We start from the raw sequence: 26,603 nt of genomic DNA, 5'->3' as shown, positions 1-26,603 counted from the left end.
AAATATAGAGGATTGATAGCTAACTAACCAAAAAAAAACAGGTAAATAATTTTTACCTGTTTTTTATTTTCAATGCTTTTATGAATTTTATTTAAGCCCACCTACCATATCTTCAGGCTTTACCCAAGCGTCATATTCTTCGGCAGTTACATAACCTAAGTTAATAGCTTCTTCTTTTAACGTTGTACCATTTTTATGAGCTGTATTAGCTATTTCCGCAGCTTTATAATAACCAATTTTAGTATTTAAAGCAGTAACAAGCATTAAAGAGTTATTAAGTAATTTTGTAATTACTTCATTGTTTGGTTCTATACCTACAGCACAATTTACATCGAAGCTTATGCAAGCATCACCAATTAATTGCGCAGAATGTAAAATATTGGCAGCCATTACAGGCTTGAATACATTTAACTCATAATGTCCTTGCAATCCGCCTACAGTTATTGCCACATCGTTACCCATTACTTGTGCACAAACCATAGTTAAAGCTTCACATTGAGTAGGGTTTACTTTTCCAGGCATGATCGAGCTACCAGGTTCATTGGCAGGAATAATAATTTCCCCAATACCACTTCTTGGTCCAGAAGCCATCATTCTTATATCGTTTGCTATTTTGTTTAAAGAAACAGCTAGTTGTTTTAAAGCTCCATGCGTTTCAACAATCGCATCATGTGCCGCTAACGCTTCAAACTTGTTTGGAGCAGTTATAAAAGGCAGTTCCGTAAATTTAGCAATATATTCAGCTACCCGCTTGCTATAACCTTTAGGAGTATTTAAACCTGTGCCAACTGCTGTTCCACCTAAAGCTAATTCGCTTAAATGTGGCAAAGTGTTTTCCAAAGCTTTTAAACCATGATCTAACTGCGCTACATATCCAGAAAGTTCTTGACCTAATGTTAATGGCGTTGCATCCATAAGATGTGTTCTACCAATCTTAACCACATTTTTAAATGCTTCTGATTTTTTTTGAAGTGTATTGCGTAATTGTTTTACTCCGGGAATAGTAACATCTACAATTTTCTTGTAAGCCGCAATATGCATCCCAGTTGGGAAAGTGTCATTTGAGGATTGTGATTTATTTACATCATCATTAGGTTGAATCGTTTTGTCGCCTTCTCCTATAACTTTTCCAGCCAATTGATGCGCTCTGTTAGCTATAACCTCATTTACATTCATATTGCTCTGTGTGCCAGAACCTGTTTGCCATATAACTAAAGGAAATTGGTCATCATGCTTACCTTCTAGTATTTCATCACATACAGCAGCAATTAAATCGCGTTTTTCAATTGGTAAAACTCCTAGTTCACAATTTGTATATGCCGCTGCTTTTTTAAGATATGCAAATCCATAAACAATTTCTAAAGGCATAGATGCAGCTGGTCCTATTTTAAAATTATTTCTTGAGCGTTCTGTTTGTGCTCCCCAAAGTTTATCGGCAGGTACTTTTACCTCACCCATCGTATCTTTTTCTATTCTAAAGCCCATTATAAAATGATTTAATGTATGATACAAAGTTAATTGTTTTAAAGCTTTTATTAGTATGATATTTGCTAGTTTTACAAGTTTTTTTTAACAGAGAAATAACAGTATTATTTTTATTAATCCCATTAAATATACTAATTTAGTAGGATTATAAATTTAATATAAACAAAATAATAATATGGCAACAATTAGATTAGGGGATATAGCCCCGAATTTTACTGCAAAGTCAACAGAAGGTAATATCAATTTTCATGAATGGTTAGGAAATAACTGGGGCATACTATTTTCGCATCCAGCTGATTATACGCCGGTTTGTACTACAGAACTAGGAACTGTAGCAAAATATAAATCAGAATTTGAAAAGCGTAACGTGAAAGTTGTAGCGTTAAGTGTTGATGGACTAGAGTCCCATCATGATTGGGTTAAAGATATAAACGAAACTCAAAATACAACTGTGAACTTTCCAATTATAGCCGATGAAGACAGAAAGGTTTCCGAACTATATGATATGATTCATCCTAATGCTGATGAAAAAGCAACGGTTAGATCGGTTTTTGTGATTGGGGATGATAAAAAAGTGAAGCTTATAATTACATACCCAGCTTCTACTGGAAGAAATTTTGATGAATTATTACGTGTTATTGACAGTTTACAATTAACAGCTTATCATAAAGTTGCAACACCGGCAAATTGGAACAATGGAGATGATTGTGTAGTATCACCTTCAATAGCAACGGCTGATATACCTAAGCATTTTACAAAAGGCTTTAAAGAAATTAAGCCTTATTTAAGAATGACCCCGCAACCCAATTTGAATTAGTGTAAAACTCTGTTAATAAATTTTAATTTGATATTGTGTAACAAATCACTTTGCATTATCTTTGCGTCAGATTATTAATTGACACATACACTATGTTTGAATTTGACCAATATTTAGGATTTTTAGCATTTTTAACCATATTAACTATTGGCTTTTGGTTAATGATATTTTTATTAACCTTTGTTATCCCATATTGGATAGGTGGTTCTTTAATTGAAAGATTAAAAGAAATAAGAGAAGAAAAAAAGGCTAAGCGCAAAGCTTAATCTCAAATAACATATAATAAAAAAAGGAAGCTAATTTAGCTTCCTTTTTTTATGACTTATTTTATCAGTAAATAATTATTTATTTTTAATTATCCTTCAATTTCAAAACTTTCACCACCTCTTTGGCGTTCTGGTTTCTTTTTCTGATTGAACCTGTAAGTAAATGATAAATTTACTGTTTGTCCTCCTCTAAATTGTAAATCTCTTGTACTAGTAAAAGTAGGGGTGTTTATATCTCCTTTATATCTTCTACTATTAAAAATATCGCTTATATTGAATGCAATGGATGCTTTTTCGTTAAATAAGTCTTTACTTAAAGCCATATTAGCTGAAGCTATGGCTTTTCTTGTATTTTGGGCATCCTCACTTGGTCCCCTATAATCTATATTTGTTTGCCAATCTATTTTACCAGGAAGTGTGTATTTATTACTCAATCGAATATTCCAACTGATGTTTTCAGCATCAAAACTCACACCTTCATAATCACCTCTTGTAACAGATTTAAAAAGATTGAAATCTGTATTTACACGCCATTTTCTTGAAGGACTGTAATTAACATTGAATTCAAAACCATAACGGTCATTGGTAGCTAAATTTACAGGCGTTCTTCTAATTACAGGCAATGTAGTGCCATTTACAACAACAGTTTCACCAGTTTCTGAACTTACCCAGTTACTATCGTTAGTTTCATGTTGATAATAAATAGACGAACTTATGGTCACTTTTTCAAATCTATTTAGATAACCTAAATCATAAAGCCCAGAATAACTTGGGTCTAAATCAGGGTTTCCTTGAAAAATATTAGTTAAACTCGTTCTAGACGGAAATGGATTTAGGTAAAAACTACGTGGTCTTTGTATTCGTCTGCTATATCCAAGTGTAATACTTTGTGAGTCACTTAATTCATAGCTGAAATTAATGGTAGGGAATAACCCAGTAAACCGTTTCTTCTCAAAATCACCTGAGGTTGGTTGATCTATTGTAATTTGTGTGTCCTCTAAACGAAGACCAAATAAATAAGAAAATTTATCTATTTTACTACCGAATTGTGTGTATAGCGCGTTTATATATAATTTAAAGTTAAATAAGTTTGATAAATCGTTATCAACTTCAAATTCGTTAGTATCTGTATTTAAAAGCTCAACACGAAAATCTGTTTTTCGAGTATTAAAACCACCTCTATAACCCAATTCAAATTGGCTATTATCACCTATTGGTAACACATAATCAGTTTGTAATAAAATATCAGTTTGCGAATCTAATCTATCAACTTTATCGGTAGCAACACCGTTAGTTATAATTAAAGAGTTTTCATTTTGATTACTTTCTTCATACTGAAAATCGAATGAAAGTTTATGCCCACTTGTATTAAAATTTTTGGTAAAATTTGTAGCGTATTGAATGGTTTTTGAGTTGCCAACTTCTGGGTCTAATCGATTCGTTTCTCCTGTTAAATTAAAATTATTATCATATTGCAATAGTCTGTTTTTTGAATCTTGCTCTGAATCATTATCACTGTAAACCAAAGAAGTTGTTAATGAGGCAGAATCATTTATATACCATTCTACACCAATATTTGAGGTTAATCCTTTTCTTGTATTTACCCAATCTTGTTTTTCATCTAAATAGTTACCATTCTCTTTATATTGGGTAAATGTATAGGAATTTCCTAGTGTTTCACGATAGTTATAGCCTGTTGTATTAAAAAAGTTAACATCACCAGTTCTGTAATTAACATTTCCAGAAATACCAGCAGCATCAGGATATCCAACATTGGTGGTTAAAGCACCATTAAATCCTTGTAATTTACTTCGTCTTAAAATAATATTTAAAATTCCTGCGGTTCCCTCAGATTCGTACCTAGCAGAAGGTGATGTAATTACTTCAACCCTTTCAATGGATTCGGCAGGAAGTTGTCGCAAAGCCTCCGTTGAGTTTAAACCTACAAGTCCAGAAGGTTTGCCGTTAATTAAAATCCGAACATTGTCGTTTCCGCGCAAAGCAACATTTCCTTCTACATCTACTGTTACTGATGGTATATTATCAAGTACATCACTAACGGTTCCTCCACTTACAGTTAAGTCTTTACCCACGTTATATATTTTCTTGTCTAATTTTATTTCAACAGTTGTACGTTCAGCTATAATTTCTACGGCATCTAATGTGCCATAATCTATCTCAAGAGTTATAATGCCTAAATCCTCATCTGTTTCAAGTTTTTTATTTAAAAAAGACACCTTTTTATAAGAAATATACTCAATTGAAATATCGTATATGCCATCATTAACTATGATGCTAAACTCTCCATTTACGTCAGTAATACCACCGTCAACAATTTTATTTTCTTTTTTACTAAAAAAAGCAATGGAGGCATATTCTAAAGGTAATTGGGTTTCTTTATCTACTACTTTTCCCTTAACTGTTATATTTTTATCAAATACAACATTTGGTTCTTTAGGTTGAGCGTAAAAAAAAGACACAAAAAATAGGGAGGTAACAATTGAAGTTAAAACTTTGGTCATGATTAGATTTTACTTTGTTGGACGGCAAATTTATCTTAAAGTTTAATGGATAAAGGTTAATGTTTTCTTAAAAGAAATTAGAAAAGAAAAGGAAGCTTAAGCATGCTTCCTTAGTATTAATTTATAGAGTTTAAAACTAGCCTTCAAATTCTCCGTCATCATCACCATTATTTTCTCGCCTTTCACGTTGTTTCTTTTGCTGATTAAAACGATATATGAATGATGCATTAACTTGGCGCTGTCTCCATTGCGATTCACTATCTCTAGAGAAAAACTCAGTGGTCGTTAAAGATTTTCTTTTATTTGAATTTAGCAAATCCCTTACATTTAATGATATTGTGGCATTATCATTAAAAATATCTTTACTAAACGCTAAATCTATAGAAAATATACCTTTGTTTTCGCTTTGGGCATCTTGTCTCGCTGCTCTATAAAACATATTTGTTTGCCAATCTATTTTTGAAGGTAGCGTTACTTTGCTACTAATACGAGCAAACCAACTAGTATTTTTAGCACTATAATCTACACCATTAAATTCGCCATCAGTTTCAAATTCAAAGAAGTTAAAACTAGTATTTAAACGCAACCATTTTTCAGGATTGTAAAGAATTCCAAATTCAGCACCAGTTCTTTTATTTGTTGATAAATTTACAGGAACCGTTCTTATAATATCTATCCCATCAGATGTTTGGTTGCCTGTATTTTCCTGAATACGTTCAAAAGAATCGGTTTCATACTGGTAGTAAACAGACGTTGTTAAAGTAAGTTTATCCCAACGTTTTAAGTAGCCTAAATCAAAAGCACTTGCAAATGCGGGTCTTAGATTGGGATTGCCTTGAAAAACATTGGTTCTACTAGAACGTGAAGGAAATGGATTGATAAACCATCCCCGTGGCCTGTTAATTCTTCTATTGTAACCAAATGTAATACTTTCTTCAGAATCGCTGTTTTTTCCTAAGTCATAAATTAAGTTTAGAGTAGGGAAGAGTCCTAAATAATTATTATCAAAATCTATATCAATTGGAAAACCAAAAGATTCTTCCAATTCCTGATCGGTTAATCTAGAGTCTATTTTTCCCTTAAGTTGTGTGTTTTCTAAACGTAAACCTAGTAAAAATGAAAATTGTCCAAATTTAGATCCATATTGTGCGTAAAAGGCATTTACATTTTCAGTGTAGTCAAAAATATTTGATATGGTATCATTAACAAAAAAAGTATTAGTACTTATATCTTCTTGCTCAAGTGTATAGTCGGTAATAGTATTTTCAAAATTACCTCTGTAACCAGCTTCAAATCTTGAATTATCACCAATTGGTAACACGTAATCTATTTGAAATAATGATTCTTTTTCATCCTCATCTTGAATTACGTTTTCTTGTTGAAAAGCTTCAGGATTAGTTTGGTTTGTAACTAAATAATTTTCATCAATAAAGGTAAGTTGTTCTTCATTGCCTTTTTCCAATTGAATATCGGCCGTTAGTTCATGCCCTTTGTTATCAAACTTTGTTATATAGTTTAATGCAAATTGGAAATTGTTTCCATCTTCACTTTGTCTTTCAGCTCTTAAGGTTTTTTCAACAATACTTCCGTTATTAAAACGATCACTATTGTTAAGCGATTTATCTCTATCTTGACCATATCTATAGAAAATGCTACCAGTTAAAGATGTTTTTTTAGATAAAAAATATTCCATACCCAAACTAGCATTATAGTTTCTGTTTAAGCGTTCAACTTCTTCATCTTCAATTATTCTTTCATATTCTGGAAAGACGGTCGCATTATTTTCAATTCTATCAAAATATCTGGTATCACTAAAGCTGTTTCTTGGTGCGTCAAAATATCTAAAGCCAATATTAGAAAACAAGTTAAATTTTTCAGTTCTATAATTGATATTAGCAGAAAGTCCTGCATTATCCGGATTACCAACAGTAAAATTTAGAGAACCGTTAAAACCTAAAGTTTCTTTTTGTCTAAGAATAATATTTAAAATTCCTGCAGTACCCTCGGCATCATAACGCGCAGAAGGGGAAGTTATAACTTCAACACGCTCTATGGCTTCAGCTGGTAATTGACTCAAAACATTAGTATCACCAAAACCTGCTAGTGCAGATGGTTTACCATTTATTAATATTCTAACGTTTTCGTTTCCTCTTAAGCTTATGGCTCCTTCAATATCTACAGAAACAGAGGGTACATTATTAAGGGCGTCGCTTACAGTTCCGCCAGCTGTGGTAAGGTCTTTACCAATATTATATATTTTTTTGTCTAATTTAATTTCTACGGTAGTACGTTCTGCAATAACTTCAACTGCATCCAGTTCTCCATAATTTATTTCTAAAAAAATATTGCCTAAATCCTCGTCTTGAGTCAAGTTTTTATCGGATAGTGTAACTTTTTTATAAGAGATATATTCTATTGAGATATCGTAAACCCCATCTTTAACGGTAATTTTAAATTCACCATTTATGTCACTTATACCCCCATCAACGATTTTATTTTCAGTTTTACTAAAAAACGCCACCGTGGCATATTCTAAAGGAATTTGCGTGTCTTTATCAATAACTTTACCAGTTATGGTAACATTTTTGTCTATTGGAATTGTGGGTTCTTTAGGTTGTGCATTTAAAATTGTTACGCAAAATATTAGCGCAATTACATTAAATAATGTTTTCGACATGGTTAGATTTTTCTTTCTTAGACAGCAAATTTATTTGAAAGTTTAACCAAGAAAGGTTAATGTTTTGTTAATTGTTTAAAAAAAATACAAAAACGTTAAACAAAATTATCAAATAATATTTAAAATTGATTCAGGAGGTCTACCAACAACAGCCTTATTACCATTTATTACTATCGGGCGCTCAATTAACTTAGGGTTTTTAGCCATGGCGGAAATAATTTGGGCATCAGTTAAGTTTTTATTTTTATATTCTTCTTTCCAAATAGCTTCACTTTTTCTAACTAAATCTATTGGCTTTATATTAAGTAGCTTTATTATGTTTTTTAACTCTTGCTTTGTTGGAACATCTACAAGGTAATTTACAATTTGAAAGTCTTTTCTAGATTTTTCAAGAATTTCTAATCCACATCTTGATTTACTACATCTATTGTTGTGATAAATTTTAATCATAAGGTATTGTTGTCTTCTGTTTTTTGTCCCATCATCATTAAATATGCCTTTAAAAAGGTATCAATATTACCATCCATAACCGCATCAACATTTCCGGTTTCATGGTTTGTTCTAACATCTTTAACAAGTTTGTATGGGTGCATTACATAATTTCTAATTTGGCTTCCCCATTCAATTTTCATTTTACCTGCTTCAATGTCGTCACGTTGTGCTAGTTGTTTTTGTAGTTCAATTTCATATAACTGCGATTTAAGCATTTGCAAGGCTCTAGCTCTATTATCATGTTGAGAACGAGTTTCAGAACATGAAATTTGAATTCCTGTTGGTTTATGAGTCAGCTGTACTTTGGTTTCTACTTTATTAACATTTTGTCCGCCCGCTCCACTAGAGCGTGCAGTGGTTATTTCAATATCGGCGGGGTTTATTTCAATTTCTATGGAATCATCAACAAGAGGATACACATAAACCGAAGCAAAACTGGTGTGTCGTTTTGCATTACTATCAAACGGAGAGATACGAACCAATCGATGCACTCCATTTTCACCTTTTAGCCAGCCAAAAGCAAAATCGCCATCAATTTCTAAGGTCACCGTTTTTATACCTGCAACATCACCTTCTTGAAAGTTGAGCTCTTTAACTTTAAAGCCACTTTTTTCGGCATACATTAAGTACATACGCATTAGCATACTAGCCCAATCGCAACTTTCTGTCCCACCAGCCCCAGCTGTAATTTGGAGTACCGCACTTAAACTATCACCTTCTTCAGAAAGCATGTTTCTAAACTCAATATCTTCCAGTAAAATGGACGCTTTATTATAGCTGTTTTCTAAATCTTTAACTGTGGATTCGCCTTCTTTGAAAAACTCATAAATAACTTCGAGATCTTCAATTAGAGTTTTTAAAGTTTGGTAATCTTGTACCCATTTTTTTTTCACTCTTATCGATTTCATTATGGCTTCGGCAACCTTTGAATCGTTCCAAAAATTAGGGTCGAAGGTTTGTTCCTCTTCGTTTTGTATTTCTATAAGTTTGGCATCTATGTCAAAGATAGTGCCTTAGTTTGTCAAGGCGGGTATTGAGGTTTTTAATTTGATCGGATGTAATCATGTATACTTTATTTTGCGCAAAAATAGAATTAATAATTTATATAGAAACACAAATTTTAGTTAATAGGAAATTTCTACTTTTAATCGACTTTTTGTACCAGTCAGATTTTAATAATATATATTTGAATGCTATTAATTAACAAATAATTTTACACTTTTCCCTAACTTTTAATTTTATTGACTGACTAGTTGATTAATTATTTGATTTAATTATTAATGCTATAATAAATTTTAAATCGATTGAGGTTAAGTATAATCATTCCTTTATATAATGTTGAAAAGTACGTAAGTACTTGTCTTGATAGTATCTTAAATCAAGGTTTAAATGAAAAGGAGTATGAAATACTGATTATCAATGATGGCTCGACAGATAACAGTTTAGAAATTGTTGAAAACTTTGAACAAAAGTATTCTCATATTCATGTATATAGCAAAAAAAATGGGGGTGTTGGAAGTGCAAGAAATAAAGGGATTGATTTAGCAAAAGGGCAATATATATATTTTATAGATCCAGATGATTATTTGGCAGATAATGTATTAGAGATAATTTTATATTATGCCGAAAAAAATAATTTACAAATATTAGCATTTTCGTCTCTTGGCACTACTAAAACGGATATAAATAAATCTCAAACAAGTAATGCCAAAAGCCTTCCGATACAAATATTTAACGGTAGAGAATATATAGCTTCTTTTAGTTTCAAGAATGAAATTTGGTGGTATATCATAAATCGAGATTTTCTAAACGAAATTCCCCTAAGATTTATTGAAGACAGATGGATGGAAGATGCAATTTTTACAGGCAATATATTATTGAAAGCAGAGCGTATTTCAAAGTTGGATATTGATGCTCACAGACATGTGAAAGTTGAAGGGTCGGCAATGACAAGTAAAGAACCTAGTCATTATTTAAAAGTTATTAATGATAATGCAAATGCCGCCTTAATGTATAAACCGCTTATTGAGGGTTTAGAAAAGAATGAAGAGAACAAAGTATGTATTGAACGCTTAAAGGCACGTCAGCAATCCTTTGTTTTTTTTTTAATGATACGGATGCTAAAATCAACCATAAAGTTTGACAAGGTTAAAAAAACAATTACAAATATGAATAACATAGGGGCATATCCATTAAACGCATTTATCGGAAAAGATTACAATGGGTTTGTTTATACATTGCTGGTAAAGCTGTTCAATATAAAAAGGATTTATTATATGCTATTTTTAATATCTAACCCTATTTTAAAATTGAAAAGGTAAAAACTAATTGAATATAAGTATTACATGAACAACGTATTAATTACATCTGGTGGTAGGAGAGTTTCATTAGTTAAAGCTTTTAAGAAAGAATTAAAAGCTATTTTTCCGCAAGGAAAAGTATTTGTTGCAGATTTTAACCCGAGTCTTTCTCCGGCTGCTCAAGTGGCTGATAATTTTATAAAAATCTGTAAAGTTGATGATGATGATTATGCTGAATGTTTGTTGAAAGTTTGTCTTGAAAAAAATATAAAACTAGTTATACCAACAATAGATACAGAGCTACTGATATTATCGAAAAACAAAGAAAAGTTTTTAAATCACAATATAACTATAGTAATATCTGACAAAGGTTTAATAAAATCATGTAATAATAAAATTAAGACGCACAGCTTATTTAGAGATCTAAATATTAGTGTAGCTGAAGAATATTCTAAGCAGGACTATAAACTCCCGATGTTTGTTAAACCGTTAAAAGGGAGTGGTAGTAACAACAATTTTATAATAAGAAAAGAATCACAAATATCTAAACATCTTTTAAATAAAAAATCACTTAGATTTTTTGAGTATTTTGATAAAGCCATATACGATGAATATACCTGTGATTTGTATTATGATGTTAATAGCAATTTAAAATGTGTTATACCAAGAAAACGAATTGAAACCCGAGCTGGTGAAGTAAGTAAAGGGGTTACGAAAAGAAATTTATTAAAAACATATATCGATAAAAACTTATCGTTATTAAAAGGAGCTATTGGATGTATTACAATTCAGTTTTTTTTGCATAAAGCAACTAATGAGATAAAAGGTATAGAGATTAATCCGAGGTTTGGAGGTGGTTTCCCATTATCATATTTAGCGGGAGGCAATTATCCAAAATGGATTATTCAAGAATTTATGCTAAATGAAAAGATAGAATATTTTGATGGTTGGGAAGACAACCTGTTGATGTTAAGATATGATGATGAAGTTTTAATAAAAAACTATGAGAATTAAGAATGTTGTTGTTTTTGATTTAGACGATACACTCTACAATGAAATAGATTTTTTAAAATCTGCCTACAAAGAAATCTCTGTAAAAATAAGTAAGGAGGTTTCAGTAAAATCACTAATTATCTACAATCAAATGCTTGAGTGGTTTTATAATAATCATAATGTATTTGAAAGGGTTATCAAAGCGTATAACTCATCACTTAATGTTGAAGAATTACTTAATATTTACCGAACTCATAGGCCGAATTTACAATTAGAAAAAAGCAAAGTAGGCGTATTAAATGATTTAAAAAAACGTGGTGTATTTATGGGGCTTTTAACCGATGGCAGAAGCCATCAACAAAGAAGTAAAATAGAAGCTTTAAAATTAAACAATTGGATTTCGGAGATAGTAATTTCAGAAGAGTTTGGTAGCGAAAAACCTGATGTAAATAATTATAAGTATTTTGAAAACGTTTTTGGTGAAGCTCAATATTCTTATATAGGAGATAATATTAAAAAAGATTTTGTAACCCCTAACAAGCTTGGTTGGACAACCATATGTTTAAATGATAATGGTTTAAACATTCATAAACAAACCACATCGATGGTTCAAAAAGAGTATTTAGCGCAATATAAGATTGATGAATTCTCTGAACTGATGAAGATAGTTTTTTAGTAAAGATTAAGCAGTTTAAGTTATAAATATGAAGTTAAGTGTTTTAATTCCAATGTATAATGCAGAGTCTTATATTGCTAACTGCTTGGAAAGTTTAGTAAATCAGGACATAGAGGCCAATGATTATGAAATCATTATAATGGATGATGGTTCATCCGACAATAGTGTCAAGATTGTTAAAGACTATCAAAAATCTTATAACAATATTCTTTTACATCAAGAAAGTAATTCAGGATCAGATTCAACTAGAAATAAACTTTTAAAATATGCAAAAGGGGATTATATCTATTTTTTAGATGCAGATGATTATATAGCATATAATTCTTTAAAAAGTATCTTAGAGTACGCTGAGAAAAACGAATTGGACTTTATTGGTTTTGATACTGTGCTAACAAAAAAATTAGATGAGTATGATTTAAAAAATTGTGTTGATAATCCTTCTGAGCTCTCAATTATAACGGGTTTGAAATATCTTGAAGAAAATAAAGGTTTAAGACATGAGGTTTGGTGGTATTTGATAAAAAGAGATTTAATATTATCTAATGGTATATGTTTTGATTCAAACGGGAATAACTCTGATGTTATTTTTACTGTAAAATCCATTTTAAGAGCAAAAAATTTAGTTTTTTATCCATTACCTATTCATAGATATGTGCAAACAACATCCTCAGTTATGAGAGGCGAAAGCGCAGATAAAAAAAGAAAATTAATTGATTCTATGTTTAGTATGATAATTAGTTATAGTAATTTAATTAATGAAACTGAGAGAGAAACTATAAAGTATAAAAAAACTATAATTGATAATCTTAAATTTAGAAGAGATGTTTTTACTTTTTTCAATATTATAAATATGATTCGAGAAAAATATAGTAAAAATGAAGTGGAAAACAGATTAAAACAACTAAAAGGGGTTTATGCATACCCGATAAAGAATTTTACGCAAGATCATTACAAGTCTTTAAAATATATATTTTTAAATTGTTTTGTAAATAGTGAATTTATTTTGATGACTATGTTTTCAGTTAAAGATAAATTAATTAAGTAGTTGAGAATCCTTACTCAAAATATATATAATCTTTTTAAAAGGGAAACTAGCCAAAAGTATATTCCAGAACTTGACGGGCTTAGATTTTTAGCGATTCTATGGGTCGTTTTATTACATATTCAAGTTTTATATCAAATTCAAATTAATCCAACAATTTCAGACCATGGTTTTGAAAAACTATTGTGGTATATAATTAATAATGGGCATATGGGAGTTCCTTTATTCTTTGCGATTAGTGGATTTATATTAGGGCTTCCATTTGCTAAACACCATCTAGTTGGTGTAAAAAAAGTGTCACTTAGAAAATATTTTTGGAAACGCATTACAAGGTTAGAACCTCCATATATTATTGCATTATCTTCAATTTTTCTTATAAAAGTCGTTTTAAACAAGAGCGTTTTTTTGGAGCTTTTACCAAATCTAGGAGCAAGCCTTCTTTATTTACATAACTTTATTTATCATTCTGCAAGTAAAATAACTCCGATTGCTTGGTCTTTAGAAATTGAAATACAGTTTTATGTTGTGGCCCCTATTATTGCATTAATATATCGCCTTGGGCTTAAAAGACGTAGATTCATATTTTTATTAGCCATATTCATCATTCCTTTTCTAAGAAACTTTATAGACATCAGTTTTTTTTCATTTTTTAGATATGTTCATTATTTTTTAGTAGGCATGTTATTATGTGATTTATATGTCACTAAAAGCCAAATAAGCATTAATAAAGGATTGGCTCTTGTTCTAGGTTTAATTCTTTTATTCTCCCTTTTGTTAAGTGATTCATATGGCTTTTGGGCAAAAGTTATTTATCCTTTTTTAATTTTCATGTTCTATTATATTGTTTTGAACACTCAATTTTGGCAAAATGTTTTTAGAATTAAATGGATATCAATAATTGGCGGCATGTGTTATAGCATTTACTTATTGCATTATGTTTTAATTTCTGTTATCATTAAAAGAACTTCACTATTTAGTTTTTCAACAGATTATACAATTAATATTTTAGTACAAATTTTAATTTTATTGCCTATAATATTAATAGTTTGTTCAATTTACTATTTGTTAATTGAGAAACCCTGCATGAACATAAATTGGCCAAAGAATTTTAAAAAATATATTTTGAAACATATATATATCCTATTAAGACCGAATAAGGTAAAGTAATTGCTTATGGAAGCTTTATTAACTTCATTTTATAAAGAACCCTTAGAGGATAAAGTAGCGTATAGAAAACAAACTTATTGTTAAAAATAAAAGCTATTACCTTTATTTTAATATGGCTATATTCTTCAGTAACCTGCCTTCTATTATAAGGGTAAGCGCCTATTTTTTTTAGTTTATTTAAAATAATATTGATATTTTTTATTGATATGTTAGATCGAATTATTTTAAAAAACATAAAAAAGGTATTCAAATTAGAAGTGTATTTTATCTTATGTATTACTTTTTGGATGTCATTTTGTTTTTTCGATTTAAACTCTTCAGCAAGTGCATGTAATCTGAATATCATGCTTATATAACCTTCTATTAATTTAGTAAGATGCTTTTGAGATTCATTGTTCATAATCGAATCAGGATTTTTAACATATCTATGCGCATCAATGGGAAGGAATAAAAATCTTTTAGCATCTGTAAGAATTCTAAATGTAAACACAATATCTTCCATAAATTTCCCTTCTTCGAAAGTATGACCAGTATCTATTAAAAATTCTCGTTTTAATATGTACCACCAAGCTTCAGAACGGTGTAATTTACTTTTAAGCATATATTCTACACCTGTTGAAACAGATGTTTCATTAAATTCGTTAACAGTTTCAGATTTAAATAAACTTAAATCATCTGTTAGAATTGTTTGAAAACCCAAGATCTCGACGTCATTGTTTATAGCGGATTCCAAAATAATATTCATGGTATTATAAGCAAGGTAGTCATCCGAATCGATAAAATATATATATTCACCCTTTGCCAATTTTATACCCCTATTTCGTACAGCACCGAGTCCTCTGTTTTCTTGAGTATATAGAATGATGTTTTTATGTTTAGAAATAAACTCTTTAACCAAAGAGATACTTGTATCCGACGAACCATCGTCAATAACTATAATCTCAAAATCTGAAGGATTTAAATTTTGATTAACTAAACTGTTAAGACATCTTATGATGTGATCTTCAACATTATAGCATGGTACAATGATGCTTAATTTCATTAGTTTCAATAGTTTTTCGCTAAACTAAGCAGATGGCAGTAATTAATTTAATATTTAAGATAAAATGCATTAAAATGCGATGTATAATTTATTCTTGTGAATCAAGTTTATCCATGATTTGCTTATCCAAATTAATATCAAACTTTCTTGCAAATATGGCTTTTGAATTATGGAGTTCTTCAAAATCATTTATAGTAAAAGTTATTGGTGATGGTGTTTCAGTTTTTGGCCATTTCACATAAGTTATGTTAGGTTTTATTAAGTCATTAGAAATCTTTGTATGAAGGATGCTGTGGAAAAAGATTTCATCGGGAACCTGAGTGTATTCGTGATATTTTAAATAATCAGGGTTATTGATTAAAAATGAATGTATAAGTTTTATACTTTTCATTGGTAATGCCCACCATTGCGAGCCTCCATAAGGCGTGATTTTATCAGGAAATGTGCGATTTAAAAAAATCATATATAGTTTATACCACTTGTTACTAAAAAGTAATCTAAAAACCTGCTTAAAAGTTCTTTTTCGATAAAAAAGTCTAAGATAAACGGGAGGTATTTCTATATTATTTGTTGAATGTTTGTAAGGGTGAAAATTATAATGATTAATTCTTGACAATCCTCTATTGTCAAATGATTCAGACGTTATCCTTTCGCTTGAAATAAAATTGACGTCTTTGTGCTTTTCAAAAAAATGGTTAATAAATTCATTACTTTTTAGTGGGTAATCCTGGCCGCTCAATAGTATGCAATGGCCTTGTCTTTCATCCAAAATCACCATTTTAATTAATTGTAACGTAGCTTTTACAATACTTATATTGCCCCAAATAATATTGATTCGGTTTTCATCATCAACAAATTTAATATTGCTAAAACTTGAAAGCTCTTTTTTAAATAAACCAATGTTCGCAGCTTTATCTATATGCACATAAAATTGTGTTTTTTCTGTATATAGTTTTTTTATGAGTCTCTCAACCTGTGTTGTATTTTTATGTGCTAGAATAAGGTAGTTTAGATTCATAGTATTTTAAAAGCATTTAAAAATATGAAAATTACTTGTTCAAAAAACTTTCAATCTGAAAAACAAGCATTACATCTTATTGTTGACAGGATAATATAAAATAGGTTGTTTTATTTTTGTGTTTCAAAATTTAAAAATTAATTTAAGTAGCTTAGAAATATTGCTATATTAGTCCTAAGAAATTTTTCAAATAAAGAAATGAATAAATTGTTTAGAAAATATTTTTTTGACGAGTCAAATAATATAAGTTATAAAACAGCCTTAATTATTTTTATAGCCCCAGTGATATTGACATTGGTCATGGCTTTAATATTAGTTATTCCTATTACAAGAAGTTTTGGATTATGGTTGCTAGAAGAAAATCATCCTGTCGAATTATTGACTTTTATTACTTTTATGCTTGCAGGAATTTTCGGAGTATTTTTTGCTCTTAGAATTTTTCCTAAAGAAAAAATGTTTATATCAATATTTTATGGCTTATTTTCTATATGTTTAATTTTTATTGCTATGGAAGAAATAGCGTGGGGACAATGGTTTTTGCAATTTGACACACCTGAATATTGGAAAGAAATAAATATGCAGGGAGAAACAACGTTACATAACCTAAATGGTATTCAAGGAAATACTGAAATTTTGAGATTTTCTTATGGTTTTGGTGGGATAATAGGAATTCTTTTAAAAAATAAATTTATGTTTTTCAAAATTGCCCCTCCTACTTTTTTATTAATATGGTTTTTGATTATTGTTTTTCATTCTATTTTAGATTTTTCAAGTGATTTTTTAAAATTGAATGTAAATATAGATTTTGTTCTTAGTAAGTTTTCTGAGCTTATTGAATTATTAATAGCAATTAGCTCTTTTCTGTATTTATGGTTAAATAAAAAGATTTTGTTTGTAAAAGGAGTTTAACTCACCTGTTTTGAGACAACTATGATATTCAATAGATTAAACGCATAAGCCATGATGAAACTCATTACTAACATTTCGCCACCATCTTCTAAAAGCCCAAGTTTATGACTGTCATTATAAAAAACATGTACCATATCTAGGAATATTCCAAAAAAGGCTAAAACAAGTAAAAAGATAAAGAGATGCTGCGAAATTTTCTGAATATTAGTTTTTGATTTTAAATATGCTAAAATAAGAGCCGCAATAAAACAACCTCCAACTGTAAAGGAAACGATTAATTCACCATAATCTTCTCCACGTAATCTAAACCTAGGTTTTAAGTCAAAATATTTTGCCAAATATTCACCAAAAGTTTCGTGAATTGTTAAAGAATCATCTAGTAGGACATATAAAAATAGAAGTGACCATATTAAAAAAGAGATACTCTTTTTTTTAATAAATAAGTGAAACATAATAATAAAAACCCAAAATTCTTTTAAGTACTGAAAAATCTCAGAATACCCATTTTCATTAACAATAGAATAGAGATTATTCCGACCAATAACCCCATAGATGTTTAAACAATGAACAGCGATGAAAATAAAATCTGCCGAAAGCAATAGAATAAGTAAAAGGGTATGATAATTTTTTGAGTCGATTAAACTTGTAAAGAAGAGTTTTAGATTTTTAAACATCATTATATTGAATGAATATTTTAGTGTCTAAATGTAAATTTAGAAAGTGAATGTAACTCATTTATTAGCTGAATTACTTTTAAATTCGATTAATAATTAAAAGCATAGTTTTTAAACAGATAGCGCTTAATAGCTTAAATGAATTTTTAATTATTTATTTTAGTTTTTTTAAATAAATAGTATGATAATAGACCTTAGAAGCGATACCGTAACAATACCTTCAAAACCTATGTTGGAAGCCATGATGAGTGCTCCAGTTGGTGATGATGTGTTTAGAGAAGACCCAACCGTAAATAAATTGGAAACCCGTATTGCTAATATGTTTGGTAAGCAAGAAGCACTATTTTTTCCAAGCGGTACAATGGCAAATCAAACGGCACTTAAATTGCATACCAATCCAGGAGATCAGGTAATTTGTGACGCATACGCCCATATTTATAATTACGAATCGGGTGGAGCTTCGTTTAACAGTGGGGTTTCATGCAAATTAATTGACGGTAAAAACGGCATGTTTACTGCAAAACAAGTAAAAGATGCCATTAACCCTGATGCTTATTATTATAGCAAAACAAGTTTAGTAGAAATAGAAAACACATCCAATAGGCGAGGAGGAACGTGTTGGGGTTTTGATGAAATTTTAAAAATTAAACGTGTTTGCGATGAGCATAAGCTAGGTTTTCATTTAGATGGCGCAAGAATTTGGAATGCTTTGGTTGCAAAAAATGAAACACCTAAACAATATGGAGACGTGTTCGATACTATTTCGGTTTGTTTAAGTAAAGGCTTGGGGTGTCCTATAGGGTCTTTATTAATTGGAGATTCTGATATAATGGAAAACGCTATTAGGATTAGAAAAATATTTGGAGGTAATATGCGTCAAGCAGGTTATTTAGCTGCTGCTGGCCTGTATGCGCTGGATAATAATATGGAACGCTTAAAGGAAGACCATGACAAAGCAAAAGATATTGGAAATGCTTTTGGCAAATTATCAATCATTAAATATGTAGAACCTGTTGAAACTAATATTATAATTTTTGAATTAAATAACGATGTTAGTGAAAAAGCCTTTGTACAAAAACTAGCCGATAAAAACATTCGTATTATTGGAATGGGTAGCGGAAAGTTAAGAATGGTCACGCATTTAGATTATACTGATGCGATGCATGAAACATTTTTAAAATGTATAAAAAATCTTTAAAGGTTATTTAAACAAATCCATTCCAGGAATATTTGGCATTCCTTCTTTGGCAACCGCGGCAAGTTCTGTTTCGTTTACATTGGTCGCTTTTTCAATAGCTTTATTTAAGGTAAGTATTAAGTAATCTTCAAGTTGTTCTTTATCTTCAAGTAAATTATTGTCAATTTCAATAGATTTTATGGTTCTATTAGCGGTAATAGTAACTTTAAGCTTATCATCATTACTTGCTTCGTCAATTAAAACGGTATCTAAACGTTTTTTAGTTTCTTCAACTTTTTTCTGGGTTTCCTTAAGTTTACCCATCATATTCATCATATCTCCAAACATAACTTATAATTTTTGTATTACATTACAAAACTATTTAATTTTTCTATTTTTGAGGACTTAAATTTTAAGAATTAAAATCCCTTTTTTTGAAAAAAGAAATTCAAGCTCCGATAGCCAAAAAAATATCAAAAGAATTAAAAATTCACAATGATATCAGAATAGATAACTATTATTGGTTAAATGATAGAGAAGACCCAGAGGTTTTAGCTTATTTAAATGCTGAAAACGCTTATACCAAAGCGATGATGAAGCATACCGAAACGCTTCAAAAGGATTTGTTTGAAGAAATGAAAAGTCGCATTAAAGAAGACGACACCACAGTTCCTTATAAATTAAATGGTTATTGGTATATAACACGTTACGAAACAGGTAAGGATTATCCAGTTTATGTGCGTAAGAAAGAAACTTTAGAAGCAGAAGAGGAGGTACTGTTTGATTGTAATAAAATGGCTGAAGGGCATTCATATTTTAACTTAGGAGGCATTGCCATTAGCCCTGATAATAAACTCGCTGCTTTTTCAACCGATACCGTCAGTAGAAGGCAATATACAATTCAAATAAAAAACCTTGAAACTAATGAAATTTTAGACGATAAAATTTTGAATACCACTGGTAGAGCTACATGGGCAAACGATAACAAAACCTTGTTTTACACTATGAAAGATGAGGTTACTTTAAGGTCTAATAAAATTCTTAAACATAAACTGCATACTAATACAAGTGAAGATACAGTTGTTTATTATGAAGCCGATGAAACTTTTAACACATTTGTATATAAAACAAAGTCTAAAAAGTATATTGTTATTGGGGCTTCAAGTACTTTATCATCTGAATATAGAATTTTAAATGCAAACACACCAGATGACGAATTTAAGGTGTTTCAGAAAAGAAAAAAGGAATTGGAGTATAGTATAGCTCATTTTAATGATTCGTTTTATATTATTTCGAATGTTGATGGTGCTACCAATTTTAAAATCTCAAAAGCTAACGAAAATTCGACTGAATTAAAGTATTGGAAAGACCTTATTCCACATAGAAAAGATGTTTTAATTGAAGATATTGAAATTTTTAAAGACTATTTAGTTGTAAATGAACGTGAAAACGGACTCAATAATTTACGGATAATAAGTTGGGATGGTAACGAAGATTATTATTTACCCTTTAATTCAGAGACTTATACAACTTATATTGGTAATAACCCAGACTTTGATAGTGATGTTTTACGCTATGGTTTCAATTCATTAACACATCCCAGTTCTATAATTGATTATAATTTCAAAACTAAAAAAAGTGAAATTAAAAAGGAGCAAGATATATTAGGGGGTAAGTTCAAAAAGGAAAATTATATATCAGAGCGCATTTGGGCAACAGCTCGTGATGGTGTAAAAATACCTATGTCAATAGTTTATAAAAAAGGTGTTAAATTCGATGGTACCAATCCGTTACTCCAATACGCCTATGGTTCATACGGTTCAACCATTGATCCATCATTTTCTTCAATTCGATTAAGTCTTTTAGACAGAGGGTTTATTTATGCCATTGCCCATATTAGAGGTAGCGAATATTTAGGAAGAAATTGGTACGAAAATGGAAAATTACTAACCAAACAAAATACGTTTACCGATTTTATTGATTGCTCAAAACATTTAATTGAACAAAACTATACTTCGACTAAACACTTATATGCATACGGAGGTTCTGCAGGTGGTTTACTTATGGGAGCTATTATAAATATGAATCCTGAACTTTACAACGGGATTATTGCTGCGGTACCTTTTGTTGACGTAGTTACAACTATGTTGGATGATTCTATACCACTCACAACGGGTGAGTATGACGAATGGGGCAATCCTAATGATGAAAAGTATTATCATTACATGAAATCGTATTCGCCTTACGATAATATAGAATCTAAAGCATATCCAAATATGTTGGTAACTACGGGTTTGCATGACTCGCAAGTGCAGTATTGGGAACCTGCTAAATGGGTAGCAAAACTTAGAGAGCTTAAAACCGACAGCAATAAATTGCTGTTACACACCGATATGGATTCGGGTCATGGTGGGGCTTCCGGACGATTTGAAAGCTTAAAAGAAGTAGCTTTAGAATATGCCTTTTTGCTAGATTTAGAAGGAATTTATGGTTAATAAAAAAAAATGTTTTATTTTTGACCGATTTTAGACTGTATTTATTTTTGAAAGTAAGTCGGTTTATAAAAAGCATTTATGAAACACAGAAATCAAGTTTTTGATAATGTATTAGATTTAGTAGGCAATACACCGCTTGTTAAACTTAATAAAATAGCTTCCAAATTTAAAGGTAACTTTTTCGCAAAAGTAGAATCTTTTAATCCAGGACACTCTTCAAAAGACAGAATAGCACTTTACATTATAGAGCAAGCTGAAAAGAAAGGCATCCTTTCTCCAGGTGATACTATAATTGAAACTACTTCTGGTAATACAGGTTTTAGTATTGCCATGGTGAGTATCATTAAAGGTTACGATTGTGTTTTAGCAGTAAGTTCTAAATCTTCAGCAGATAAAATAGATATGCTAAAAACTATGGGTGCTAAGGTTTATGTTTGTCCTGCACATGTAAGTGCTGATGATCCTAGATCTTACTATCAAGTGGCTAAGCGTTTACATGAAGAAATTAAAGGGTCGGTTTATATCAATCAGTATTTTAACGAGTTAAATATTGATGCTCATTATAAATCAACAGGTCCAGAAATTTGGAACCAAACGGAAGGCAAAATAACACATTTAGTCGCATGTAGTGGTACAGGTGGAACTATTTCTGGTACAGCTAAATATCTAAAAGAGCAAAATCCTGATATAAAAGTTATTGGAGTTGATGCTTTTGGTTCGGTAATTAAGAAATATCATGAAACTAGAGAGTTTGATGAAAAAGAAATTTATCCATATAGAATTGAAGGATTAGGTAAAAATTTAATACCTACTGCTACAGATTTTGACATGATTGATGAGTTTGTTAAAGTAACAGACGAAGAAAGTGCACATATGGCGAGAGCTGTAGCGAAATCTGAAGGTTTGTTTGTGGGTTATACCTCAGGGGCAGCAATGCAAGCTATTAAACAATTAGGGGAAGAAGGAAGATTTAAAAAAGATGATAATGTAGTTGTTATTTTTCCTGACCATGGTTCACGTTACATGAGTAAAGTGTATAGTGATAAATGGATGAATGATCAAGGCTTTTTTGATAGTATTAATGAAGCGGCTGCACAGAATATTCAGTATATAAAATAAAAATAAATAACACTTATAAAACAAATGGTGTTTTGCTTGCAAGCAAAACACCATTTGTTTTAATTACTTTGTTAATAATTGGGCATTAAAAATTATGTTCAATCCATTTAAATATTTAATTTTGCAGGAACTAACTAAGGCTAAAGCTTTTCTTAAATTTAAATTCGCATATTTTTTTTGCGCTGTATTTAAGTAATTACTTGGTGGTAGTTATGTCTTAAAATTAGTAGCAATTAGATTTATAGTAGATGAAAGATTTATTTGAAAAGATTTATAAGGACAAAGGGCCATTAGGAAAATGGGCTTCTCAAGCAGAAGGGTACTTTGTATTTCCTAAATTAGAAGGAGAAATTTCAAATCGTATGAAGTTTCAGGGAAAAGATGTAATTACATGGAGTATAAATGATTATTTAGGTTTAGCCAATCATCCAGAAGTTAGAAAAGTAGATGCTGAAGCAGCAGCTCAATATGGCTCTGCATATCCAATGGGTGCAAGAATGATGTCTGGGCATACCAATTTACACGAAAAACTTCAAAATGAGTTGGCAGCCTTTGTTAAAAAGGAAGCTGCTTATCTTTTAAATTTTGGTTATCAAGGCATGGTTTCTACTATTGATGCCTTAGTAAGTAAGGACGATATCATTGTTTACGATGTTGATGCACATGCTTGTATTATTGATGGTGTTCGTTTGCATATGGGTAAGCGTTTTACATATAAGCATAATGATGTAGAAAGTTTAGAAAAAAACCTAGAAAGAGCTACTAAAATGGCTGAACAAACTGGAGGAGGTATATTAGTTATTTCTGAAGGAGTGTTTGGTATGAGAGGAGAACAAGGACGTTTGAAGGAAATTGTAGAACTTAAGAAGAAATTTAATTTCAGATTTTTTGTTGACGATGCTCATGGTTTCGGAACCTTAGGAGCTACAGGAGCAGGAGCTGGAGAAGAGCAAGGTGTGCAAGATGGAATTGATGTTTATTTTGCAACATTTGCAAAATCCATGGCAAGTACAGGGGCATTTATAGCCGCTGACCAAGAAATCATTGATTATTTAAAGTATAATTTACGTTCACAAATGTTTGCTAAATCATTGCAAATGCAATTGGTGGTTGGAGCATTAAAGCGTTTAGATATGCTTAAAACGATGCCTGAGTTAAAACAAAACCTATGGAAAATAGTTGATGCTCTACAATCAGGACTTAAATCAAGAGGTTTTGATATTGGTACGACGCAAAGTTGTGTAACTCCTGTGTATTTAAAAGGGAGTATCCCTGAAGCCATGGCATTAGTAAGAGATTTACGCGAAAATTATGGTATCTTCTGCTCTATTGTGGTATATCCTGTAATACCAAAAGGGTTAATATTACTAAGAATGATTCCGACAGCAACGCATACATTACAAGATGTAGAAGAAACATTAGATGCTTTTGATGCTATTAGAGAACGTTTAGACAACGGAACATATAAACGACTTTCTGCAGCAGTAATGGCTGCCATGGGAGAGTAATTTTTTAAATTAAAGTAAAATAAAAAGTCCGATTCAATTGAATCGGACTTTTTTTATGAAATCGTTTTTCTAAAAGTTTTTCTTCGTTTATATACTACAGGATCAAAATGCTTCCATATTTGATGAATAGCAATGTTGTCTTCTAATTCTGGTGTTCTAAAGCAGGTTTGAATACCTTTTTGTTTAAATATGTCATAATATTCATTAAAAATTACGGCATGAACTCCTTTGTTTTGATAATCCGGATGAATACCAATTAAATAAAAAATAACGTCTTTACTATTTTTTTTAGCATCTAAAATATACTTAAATCCAAAAGGGAATAACCTGCCTTTTGCTTTTTGTAAGGCTTTTGCAAAAGCAGGCATAACAATGGCAAAACCAATTAGTTTATCATCTTTGTCAACAACAAATTTGATGTACTCGGGGTTTACAAAACTTATAAACTTCTTCTTAAAATAGGCCTTTTGTACATCATTTATAGCTACAAAGGAAGCTAATGATGCATAACTTTCATTAAACAAGTCGAACATTTTATCAGCATAAGGCATTACTTCTGAGGTTTTTGTAAACTTTAGAGCCTTAAGTTGATAGCGCTTTTTAATAAGTTCTTGTGCTTTTAAGAAAAACTCAGGTTTTACATTGCTAAAAGGAAATTTGCTTTCTGAGTACGACTTTTCAACTTCATAATTTGCAGCTTCGTAATGTTTTACGTAGTAGGGGTGATTGTACCAAGTAATCATAGGCGCAAGAGAATCGAACCCTTCAGTCATCACACCAACCTTATCTAAATTTGAAAAACCTACTGGACCTTCGGTATATTCAAGACCATTAGATTTACCAATTTTTTCTACTTCATTTAAAAGTGCTTTTGAAACATCTAAATCATCAATAAAATCAAACCAACCAAAACGCATTTTTCTTTGATTTTGGTTTTTAACTTCTAACCAATTGATGATTGCTGCAATTCTACCAACAATCTCATTATTTTTATAGGCAAGAAATAACGAAGCATTAGCGTCATTGAAAACAGGGTTTTCTTTTTTATTAAAAGTTTTAATTTCTTGGCTAATTATTGGTGGTACCCAATACTTAGAATCTTTATATAATTTAAAAGGGAACTTTACAAAGGCCTTTAAATCTTTTTTAGTTTTTACTTCTTTTATTGTAATCATATTAAATCTAAGCTTCAATCCATGCTAGCTGCCAAAGTCGGTTTCCTTCTTCTTTCTTTTTTTAATGACATCATCGGTGTTTTCATCACCTTTATTTTTTCTTTTTTTACCTTTTCGGTTGGAACGCCTTTCACCTTCTTGTTTAGCCGAAGTACCGTTATCTATTTCTTTATCCTTATGGAAATCTAATCTGTATGATGCCCCAACAGTAACACCAAAAACTGCTGGTGTATCCTTTGTATTAAAGGTTAAAGCGGTATCTAACTGAAAATCTTTTCCAGCTAAATAAGCGCCTCCAAACCTAAAAAGATTGTCGGCATAAAAATCACTCTGAATACCTTGTGCTTCGCCAAATATAACCCATTTTGGGTTGAAAGAATGCGTAAGCGTTAATATGTATTGAAAATCAGATTGATCAGTTCCGATTCGGTCTTTTATTAAATTCAAAACAAATACCCAACCACCAGCAAAGTTATTTTGGGTTGCTATCATAACTTTCGGGCTAAAGCCTTCAACTCCTGGAGCAATATATGGATTGTTTTCCGTATCATAATTTGCTCCTACATAAACCGAGACAGCTGGGATTAAGGTTTTCCATTTAAAACCTTGATTAGCTTTCCAACTATATAGATTAGGTTTATCTTCTTCAGCATTTTTGTAAGGGTCAAAAATCAAATATTTTGCACCAACTGTTAAAAATTTAAAATTGGCACGTTTGTTTTCTACAGAAAAACTCGAAGTATATGTTTTCTTATCACTTTGAAAAGTCCCTTCTATATTTAATTCTAATTCTTCGAAAAGCAAACCATAACGCACTGCAAAATCAATTCCTAAACCATCAACTTCATAGGTTGGCACAGGTGTTCTTTTTTCATTTATCATATAAGGGCCAACTTCAATTTGTGCAACGTTGGTGCCAACTGAAAAAGCACTTCTGGAAACGCCTGGTCTATTTGAATTTATTACATCGGTATACTGGCTGTACCCAGTAGTAGCTGTTAAGACTAGTAAAAAAAATAAGGTAGATTTAAATGGGCTCATGGTAATTT

The 26,603-nt window shown here is 30.7% G+C and carries 23 protein-coding genes; 12 read left to right on the top strand and 11 right to left on the bottom strand.

Going from position 1 to position 26,603, the window contains the following annotated elements; all coding sequences use genetic code 11:
- Positions 1–87: 87 nt before the first annotated feature.
- Positions 88–1,485, bottom strand: a complete 1,398-nt coding sequence (gene fumC / locus L3X39_RS05320; RefSeq protein WP_237230735.1) for a class II fumarate hydratase — start codon at positions 1,483–1,485, stop codon at positions 88–90.
- 175 nt (positions 1,486–1,660) lie between these two features.
- On the opposite strand from fumC, the gene L3X39_RS05315 reads away from it, so the two are divergent.
- Positions 1,661–2,302, top strand: coding sequence for a peroxiredoxin (locus L3X39_RS05315; RefSeq protein ID WP_237230734.1), 642 nt, complete (start codon positions 1,661–1,663; stop codon positions 2,300–2,302).
- A 92-nt stretch (positions 2,303–2,394) separates the two neighbouring features.
- Positions 2,395–2,568, top strand: a complete 174-nt coding sequence (locus tag L3X39_RS05310) for a hypothetical protein (RefSeq protein ID WP_237230733.1) — start codon at positions 2,395–2,397, stop codon at positions 2,566–2,568.
- An 89-nt stretch (positions 2,569–2,657) separates the two neighbouring features.
- Here the strand turns inward: L3X39_RS05310 and L3X39_RS05305 are convergent, their stop codons facing one another.
- The 4 genes from L3X39_RS05305 to prfB form a co-directional block, all read right to left on the bottom strand.
- Positions 2,658–5,090: a TonB-dependent receptor gene (locus tag L3X39_RS05305; protein WP_237230732.1), complete on the bottom strand. Its 2,433-nt coding sequence runs from the start codon at positions 5,088–5,090 to the stop codon at positions 2,658–2,660.
- Positions 5,091–5,226: 136 nt separating this feature from the next.
- Entirely contained in the window at positions 5,227–7,767 is a 2,541-nt protein-coding gene (locus L3X39_RS05300; RefSeq protein WP_237230731.1) for a TonB-dependent receptor, read from the bottom strand.
- Positions 7,768–7,875: 108 nt separating this feature from the next.
- On the bottom strand, positions 7,876–8,217 hold the full coding sequence (gene arsC / locus L3X39_RS05295; RefSeq protein WP_237230730.1) for an arsenate reductase (glutaredoxin): 342 nt from the start codon (positions 8,215–8,217) through the stop codon (positions 7,876–7,878).
- Positions 8,214–9,324, bottom strand: a protein-coding gene (gene prfB, locus L3X39_RS05290; RefSeq protein WP_237230729.1) for a peptide chain release factor 2 whose coding sequence is annotated in 2 segments (ribosomal slippage) — positions 8,214–9,260 and positions 9,262–9,324 — 1,110 coding nt in all. Because the reading frame shifts where the segments join, the coding sequence is not laid out codon by codon here. Before prfB ends, arsC begins: the two co-directional genes overlap by 4 nt.
- 239 nt (positions 9,325–9,563) lie before the next feature.
- Here prfB and L3X39_RS05285 point away from each other — a divergent pair.
- The 5 genes from L3X39_RS05285 to L3X39_RS05265 are packed head-to-tail and all read left to right on the top strand — an operon-like array spanning position 9,564 to position 14,437.
- Positions 9,564–10,580 (top strand): glycosyltransferase family 2 protein, encoded by a 1,017-nt coding sequence (locus L3X39_RS05285; RefSeq protein WP_237230728.1) that lies wholly within the window; start codon positions 9,564–9,566, stop codon positions 10,578–10,580.
- A gap of 24 nt (positions 10,581–10,604) precedes the next feature.
- Positions 10,605–11,573, top strand: a complete 969-nt coding sequence (locus tag L3X39_RS05280; RefSeq protein WP_237230727.1) for an ATP-grasp domain-containing protein — start codon at positions 10,605–10,607, stop codon at positions 11,571–11,573.
- A complete protein-coding gene (locus L3X39_RS05275) occupies positions 11,563–12,228 on the top strand; it encodes an HAD family hydrolase (protein WP_237230726.1) in 666 nt (221 codons plus the stop codon). The genes L3X39_RS05280 and L3X39_RS05275 overlap by 11 nt, the downstream gene beginning before the upstream one ends.
- A 28-nt stretch (positions 12,229–12,256) precedes the next feature.
- Entirely contained in the window at positions 12,257–13,273 is a 1,017-nt protein-coding gene (locus L3X39_RS05270) for a glycosyltransferase family 2 protein (protein ID WP_237230725.1), read from the top strand.
- A complete protein-coding gene (locus tag L3X39_RS05265; RefSeq protein ID WP_237230724.1) occupies positions 13,274–14,437 on the top strand; it encodes an acyltransferase family protein in 1,164 nt (387 codons plus the stop codon).
- A gap of 4 nt (positions 14,438–14,441) precedes the next feature.
- Here the strand turns inward: L3X39_RS05265 and L3X39_RS05260 are convergent, their stop codons facing one another.
- Positions 14,442–15,479 (bottom strand): glycosyltransferase family 2 protein, encoded by a 1,038-nt coding sequence (locus L3X39_RS05260; RefSeq protein ID WP_237230723.1) that lies wholly within the window; start codon positions 15,477–15,479, stop codon positions 14,442–14,444.
- Between the two features lie 88 nt (positions 15,480–15,567).
- On the bottom strand, positions 15,568–16,497 hold the full coding sequence (locus L3X39_RS05255; RefSeq protein WP_237230722.1) for a beta-1,6-N-acetylglucosaminyltransferase: 930 nt from the start codon (positions 16,495–16,497) through the stop codon (positions 15,568–15,570).
- A gap of 198 nt (positions 16,498–16,695) precedes the next feature.
- Here L3X39_RS05255 and L3X39_RS05250 point away from each other — a divergent pair, with 198 nt between their 5' ends.
- Positions 16,696–17,406 (top strand): hypothetical protein, encoded by a 711-nt coding sequence (locus tag L3X39_RS05250; protein WP_237230721.1) that lies wholly within the window; start codon positions 16,696–16,698, stop codon positions 17,404–17,406.
- Here the strand turns inward: L3X39_RS05250 and L3X39_RS05245 are convergent.
- Positions 17,403–18,083: a DUF8692 domain-containing protein gene (locus L3X39_RS05245; RefSeq protein WP_237230720.1), complete on the bottom strand. Its 681-nt coding sequence runs from the start codon at positions 18,081–18,083 to the stop codon at positions 17,403–17,405. The genes L3X39_RS05250 and L3X39_RS05245 overlap by 4 nt on opposite strands.
- A gap of 178 nt (positions 18,084–18,261) precedes the next feature.
- On the opposite strand from L3X39_RS05245, the gene L3X39_RS05240 reads away from it, so the two are divergent.
- The gene (locus L3X39_RS05240) at positions 18,262–19,278 is read left to right on the top strand and encodes a threonine aldolase family protein (RefSeq protein ID WP_237230719.1); all 1,017 of its coding nucleotides are present in this window, start codon (positions 18,262–18,264) and stop codon (positions 19,276–19,278) included.
- Positions 19,279–19,281: 3 nt separating this feature from the next.
- Here L3X39_RS05240 and L3X39_RS05235 read toward each other — a convergent pair whose 3' ends face one another.
- A complete protein-coding gene (locus tag L3X39_RS05235) occupies positions 19,282–19,605 on the bottom strand; it encodes a YbaB/EbfC family nucleoid-associated protein (protein WP_237230718.1) in 324 nt (107 codons plus the stop codon).
- Between the two features lie 86 nt (positions 19,606–19,691).
- Between L3X39_RS05235 and L3X39_RS05230 the strand changes: the two genes are divergently transcribed.
- From L3X39_RS05230 to capB, 3 genes are all read left to right on the top strand, one after another.
- Positions 19,692–21,752 (top strand): S9 family peptidase, encoded by a 2,061-nt coding sequence (locus L3X39_RS05230; RefSeq protein WP_237230717.1) that lies wholly within the window; start codon positions 19,692–19,694, stop codon positions 21,750–21,752.
- A 78-nt stretch (positions 21,753–21,830) separates the two neighbouring features.
- Complete coding sequence (gene capA / locus L3X39_RS05225) at positions 21,831–22,871, top strand: cysteate synthase (protein ID WP_237230716.1); 1,041 nt, start codon at positions 21,831–21,833, stop codon at positions 22,869–22,871.
- A 248-nt stretch (positions 22,872–23,119) separates the two neighbouring features.
- A complete protein-coding gene (gene capB, locus L3X39_RS05220) occupies positions 23,120–24,379 on the top strand; it encodes a cysteate-C-fatty acyltransferase (protein ID WP_237230715.1) in 1,260 nt (419 codons plus the stop codon).
- Positions 24,380–24,432: 53 nt separating this feature from the next.
- On the opposite strand, the gene L3X39_RS05215 is transcribed toward capB, so the two are convergent.
- Positions 24,433–25,554 (bottom strand): GNAT family N-acetyltransferase, encoded by a 1,122-nt coding sequence (locus L3X39_RS05215; RefSeq protein ID WP_237230714.1) that lies wholly within the window; start codon positions 25,552–25,554, stop codon positions 24,433–24,435.
- A 24-nt stretch (positions 25,555–25,578) separates the two neighbouring features.
- Positions 25,579–26,595 (bottom strand): transporter, encoded by a 1,017-nt coding sequence (locus tag L3X39_RS05210; RefSeq protein WP_237230713.1) that lies wholly within the window; start codon positions 26,593–26,595, stop codon positions 25,579–25,581.
- Between the last annotated feature and the right edge of the window lie 8 nt (positions 26,596–26,603).

This window comes from Flaviramulus multivorans (assembly GCF_021728415.1).
In the GTDB taxonomy this organism is placed as follows: domain Bacteria; phylum Bacteroidota; class Bacteroidia; order Flavobacteriales; family Flavobacteriaceae; genus Sabulilitoribacter; species Sabulilitoribacter multivorans.
This window is presented reverse-complemented; position numbering and strand designations above follow the sequence as displayed.

What these genes read in the sequence shown, in the direction of transcription:
- fumC (WP_237230735.1), bottom strand. Translation starts at nt 1,485, where the DNA reads ATGGGCTTTAGAATAGAAAAAGATACGATGGGTGAGGTAAAAGTACCT.
- L3X39_RS05315 (WP_237230734.1), top strand. Translation starts at nt 1,661, where the DNA reads ATGGCAACAATTAGATTAGGGGATATAGCCCCGAATTTTACTGCAAAG.
- L3X39_RS05310 (WP_237230733.1), top strand. Translation starts at nt 2,395, where the DNA reads ATGTTTGAATTTGACCAATATTTAGGATTTTTAGCATTTTTAACCATA.
- L3X39_RS05305 (WP_237230732.1), bottom strand. Translation starts at nt 5,090, where the DNA reads ATGACCAAAGTTTTAACTTCAATTGTTACCTCCCTATTTTTTGTGTCT.
- L3X39_RS05300 (WP_237230731.1), bottom strand. Translation starts at nt 7,767, where the DNA reads ATGTCGAAAACATTATTTAATGTAATTGCGCTAATATTTTGCGTAACA.
- arsC (WP_237230730.1), bottom strand. Translation starts at nt 8,217, where the DNA reads ATGATTAAAATTTATCACAACAATAGATGTAGTAAATCAAGATGTGGA.
- L3X39_RS05280 (WP_237230727.1), top strand. Translation starts at nt 10,605, where the DNA reads ATGAACAACGTATTAATTACATCTGGTGGTAGGAGAGTTTCATTAGTT.
- L3X39_RS05275 (WP_237230726.1), top strand. Translation starts at nt 11,563, where the DNA reads ATGAGAATTAAGAATGTTGTTGTTTTTGATTTAGACGATACACTCTAC.
- L3X39_RS05270 (WP_237230725.1), top strand. Translation starts at nt 12,257, where the DNA reads ATGAAGTTAAGTGTTTTAATTCCAATGTATAATGCAGAGTCTTATATT.
- L3X39_RS05260 (WP_237230723.1), bottom strand. Translation starts at nt 15,479, where the DNA reads ATGAAATTAAGCATCATTGTACCATGCTATAATGTTGAAGATCACATC.
- L3X39_RS05255 (WP_237230722.1), bottom strand. Translation starts at nt 16,497, where the DNA reads ATGAATCTAAACTACCTTATTCTAGCACATAAAAATACAACACAGGTT.
- L3X39_RS05250 (WP_237230721.1), top strand. Translation starts at nt 16,696, where the DNA reads ATGAATAAATTGTTTAGAAAATATTTTTTTGACGAGTCAAATAATATA.
- L3X39_RS05245 (WP_237230720.1), bottom strand. Translation starts at nt 18,083, where the DNA reads ATGATGTTTAAAAATCTAAAACTCTTCTTTACAAGTTTAATCGACTCA.
- L3X39_RS05240 (WP_237230719.1), top strand. Translation starts at nt 18,262, where the DNA reads ATGATAATAGACCTTAGAAGCGATACCGTAACAATACCTTCAAAACCT.
- L3X39_RS05235 (WP_237230718.1), bottom strand. Translation starts at nt 19,605, where the DNA reads ATGTTTGGAGATATGATGAATATGATGGGTAAACTTAAGGAAACCCAG.
- capA (WP_237230716.1), top strand. Translation starts at nt 21,831, where the DNA reads ATGAAACACAGAAATCAAGTTTTTGATAATGTATTAGATTTAGTAGGC.
- capB (WP_237230715.1), top strand. Translation starts at nt 23,120, where the DNA reads ATGAAAGATTTATTTGAAAAGATTTATAAGGACAAAGGGCCATTAGGA.
- L3X39_RS05215 (WP_237230714.1), bottom strand. Translation starts at nt 25,554, where the DNA reads ATGATTACAATAAAAGAAGTAAAAACTAAAAAAGATTTAAAGGCCTTT.
- L3X39_RS05210 (WP_237230713.1), bottom strand. Translation starts at nt 26,595, where the DNA reads ATGAGCCCATTTAAATCTACCTTATTTTTTTTACTAGTCTTAACAGCT.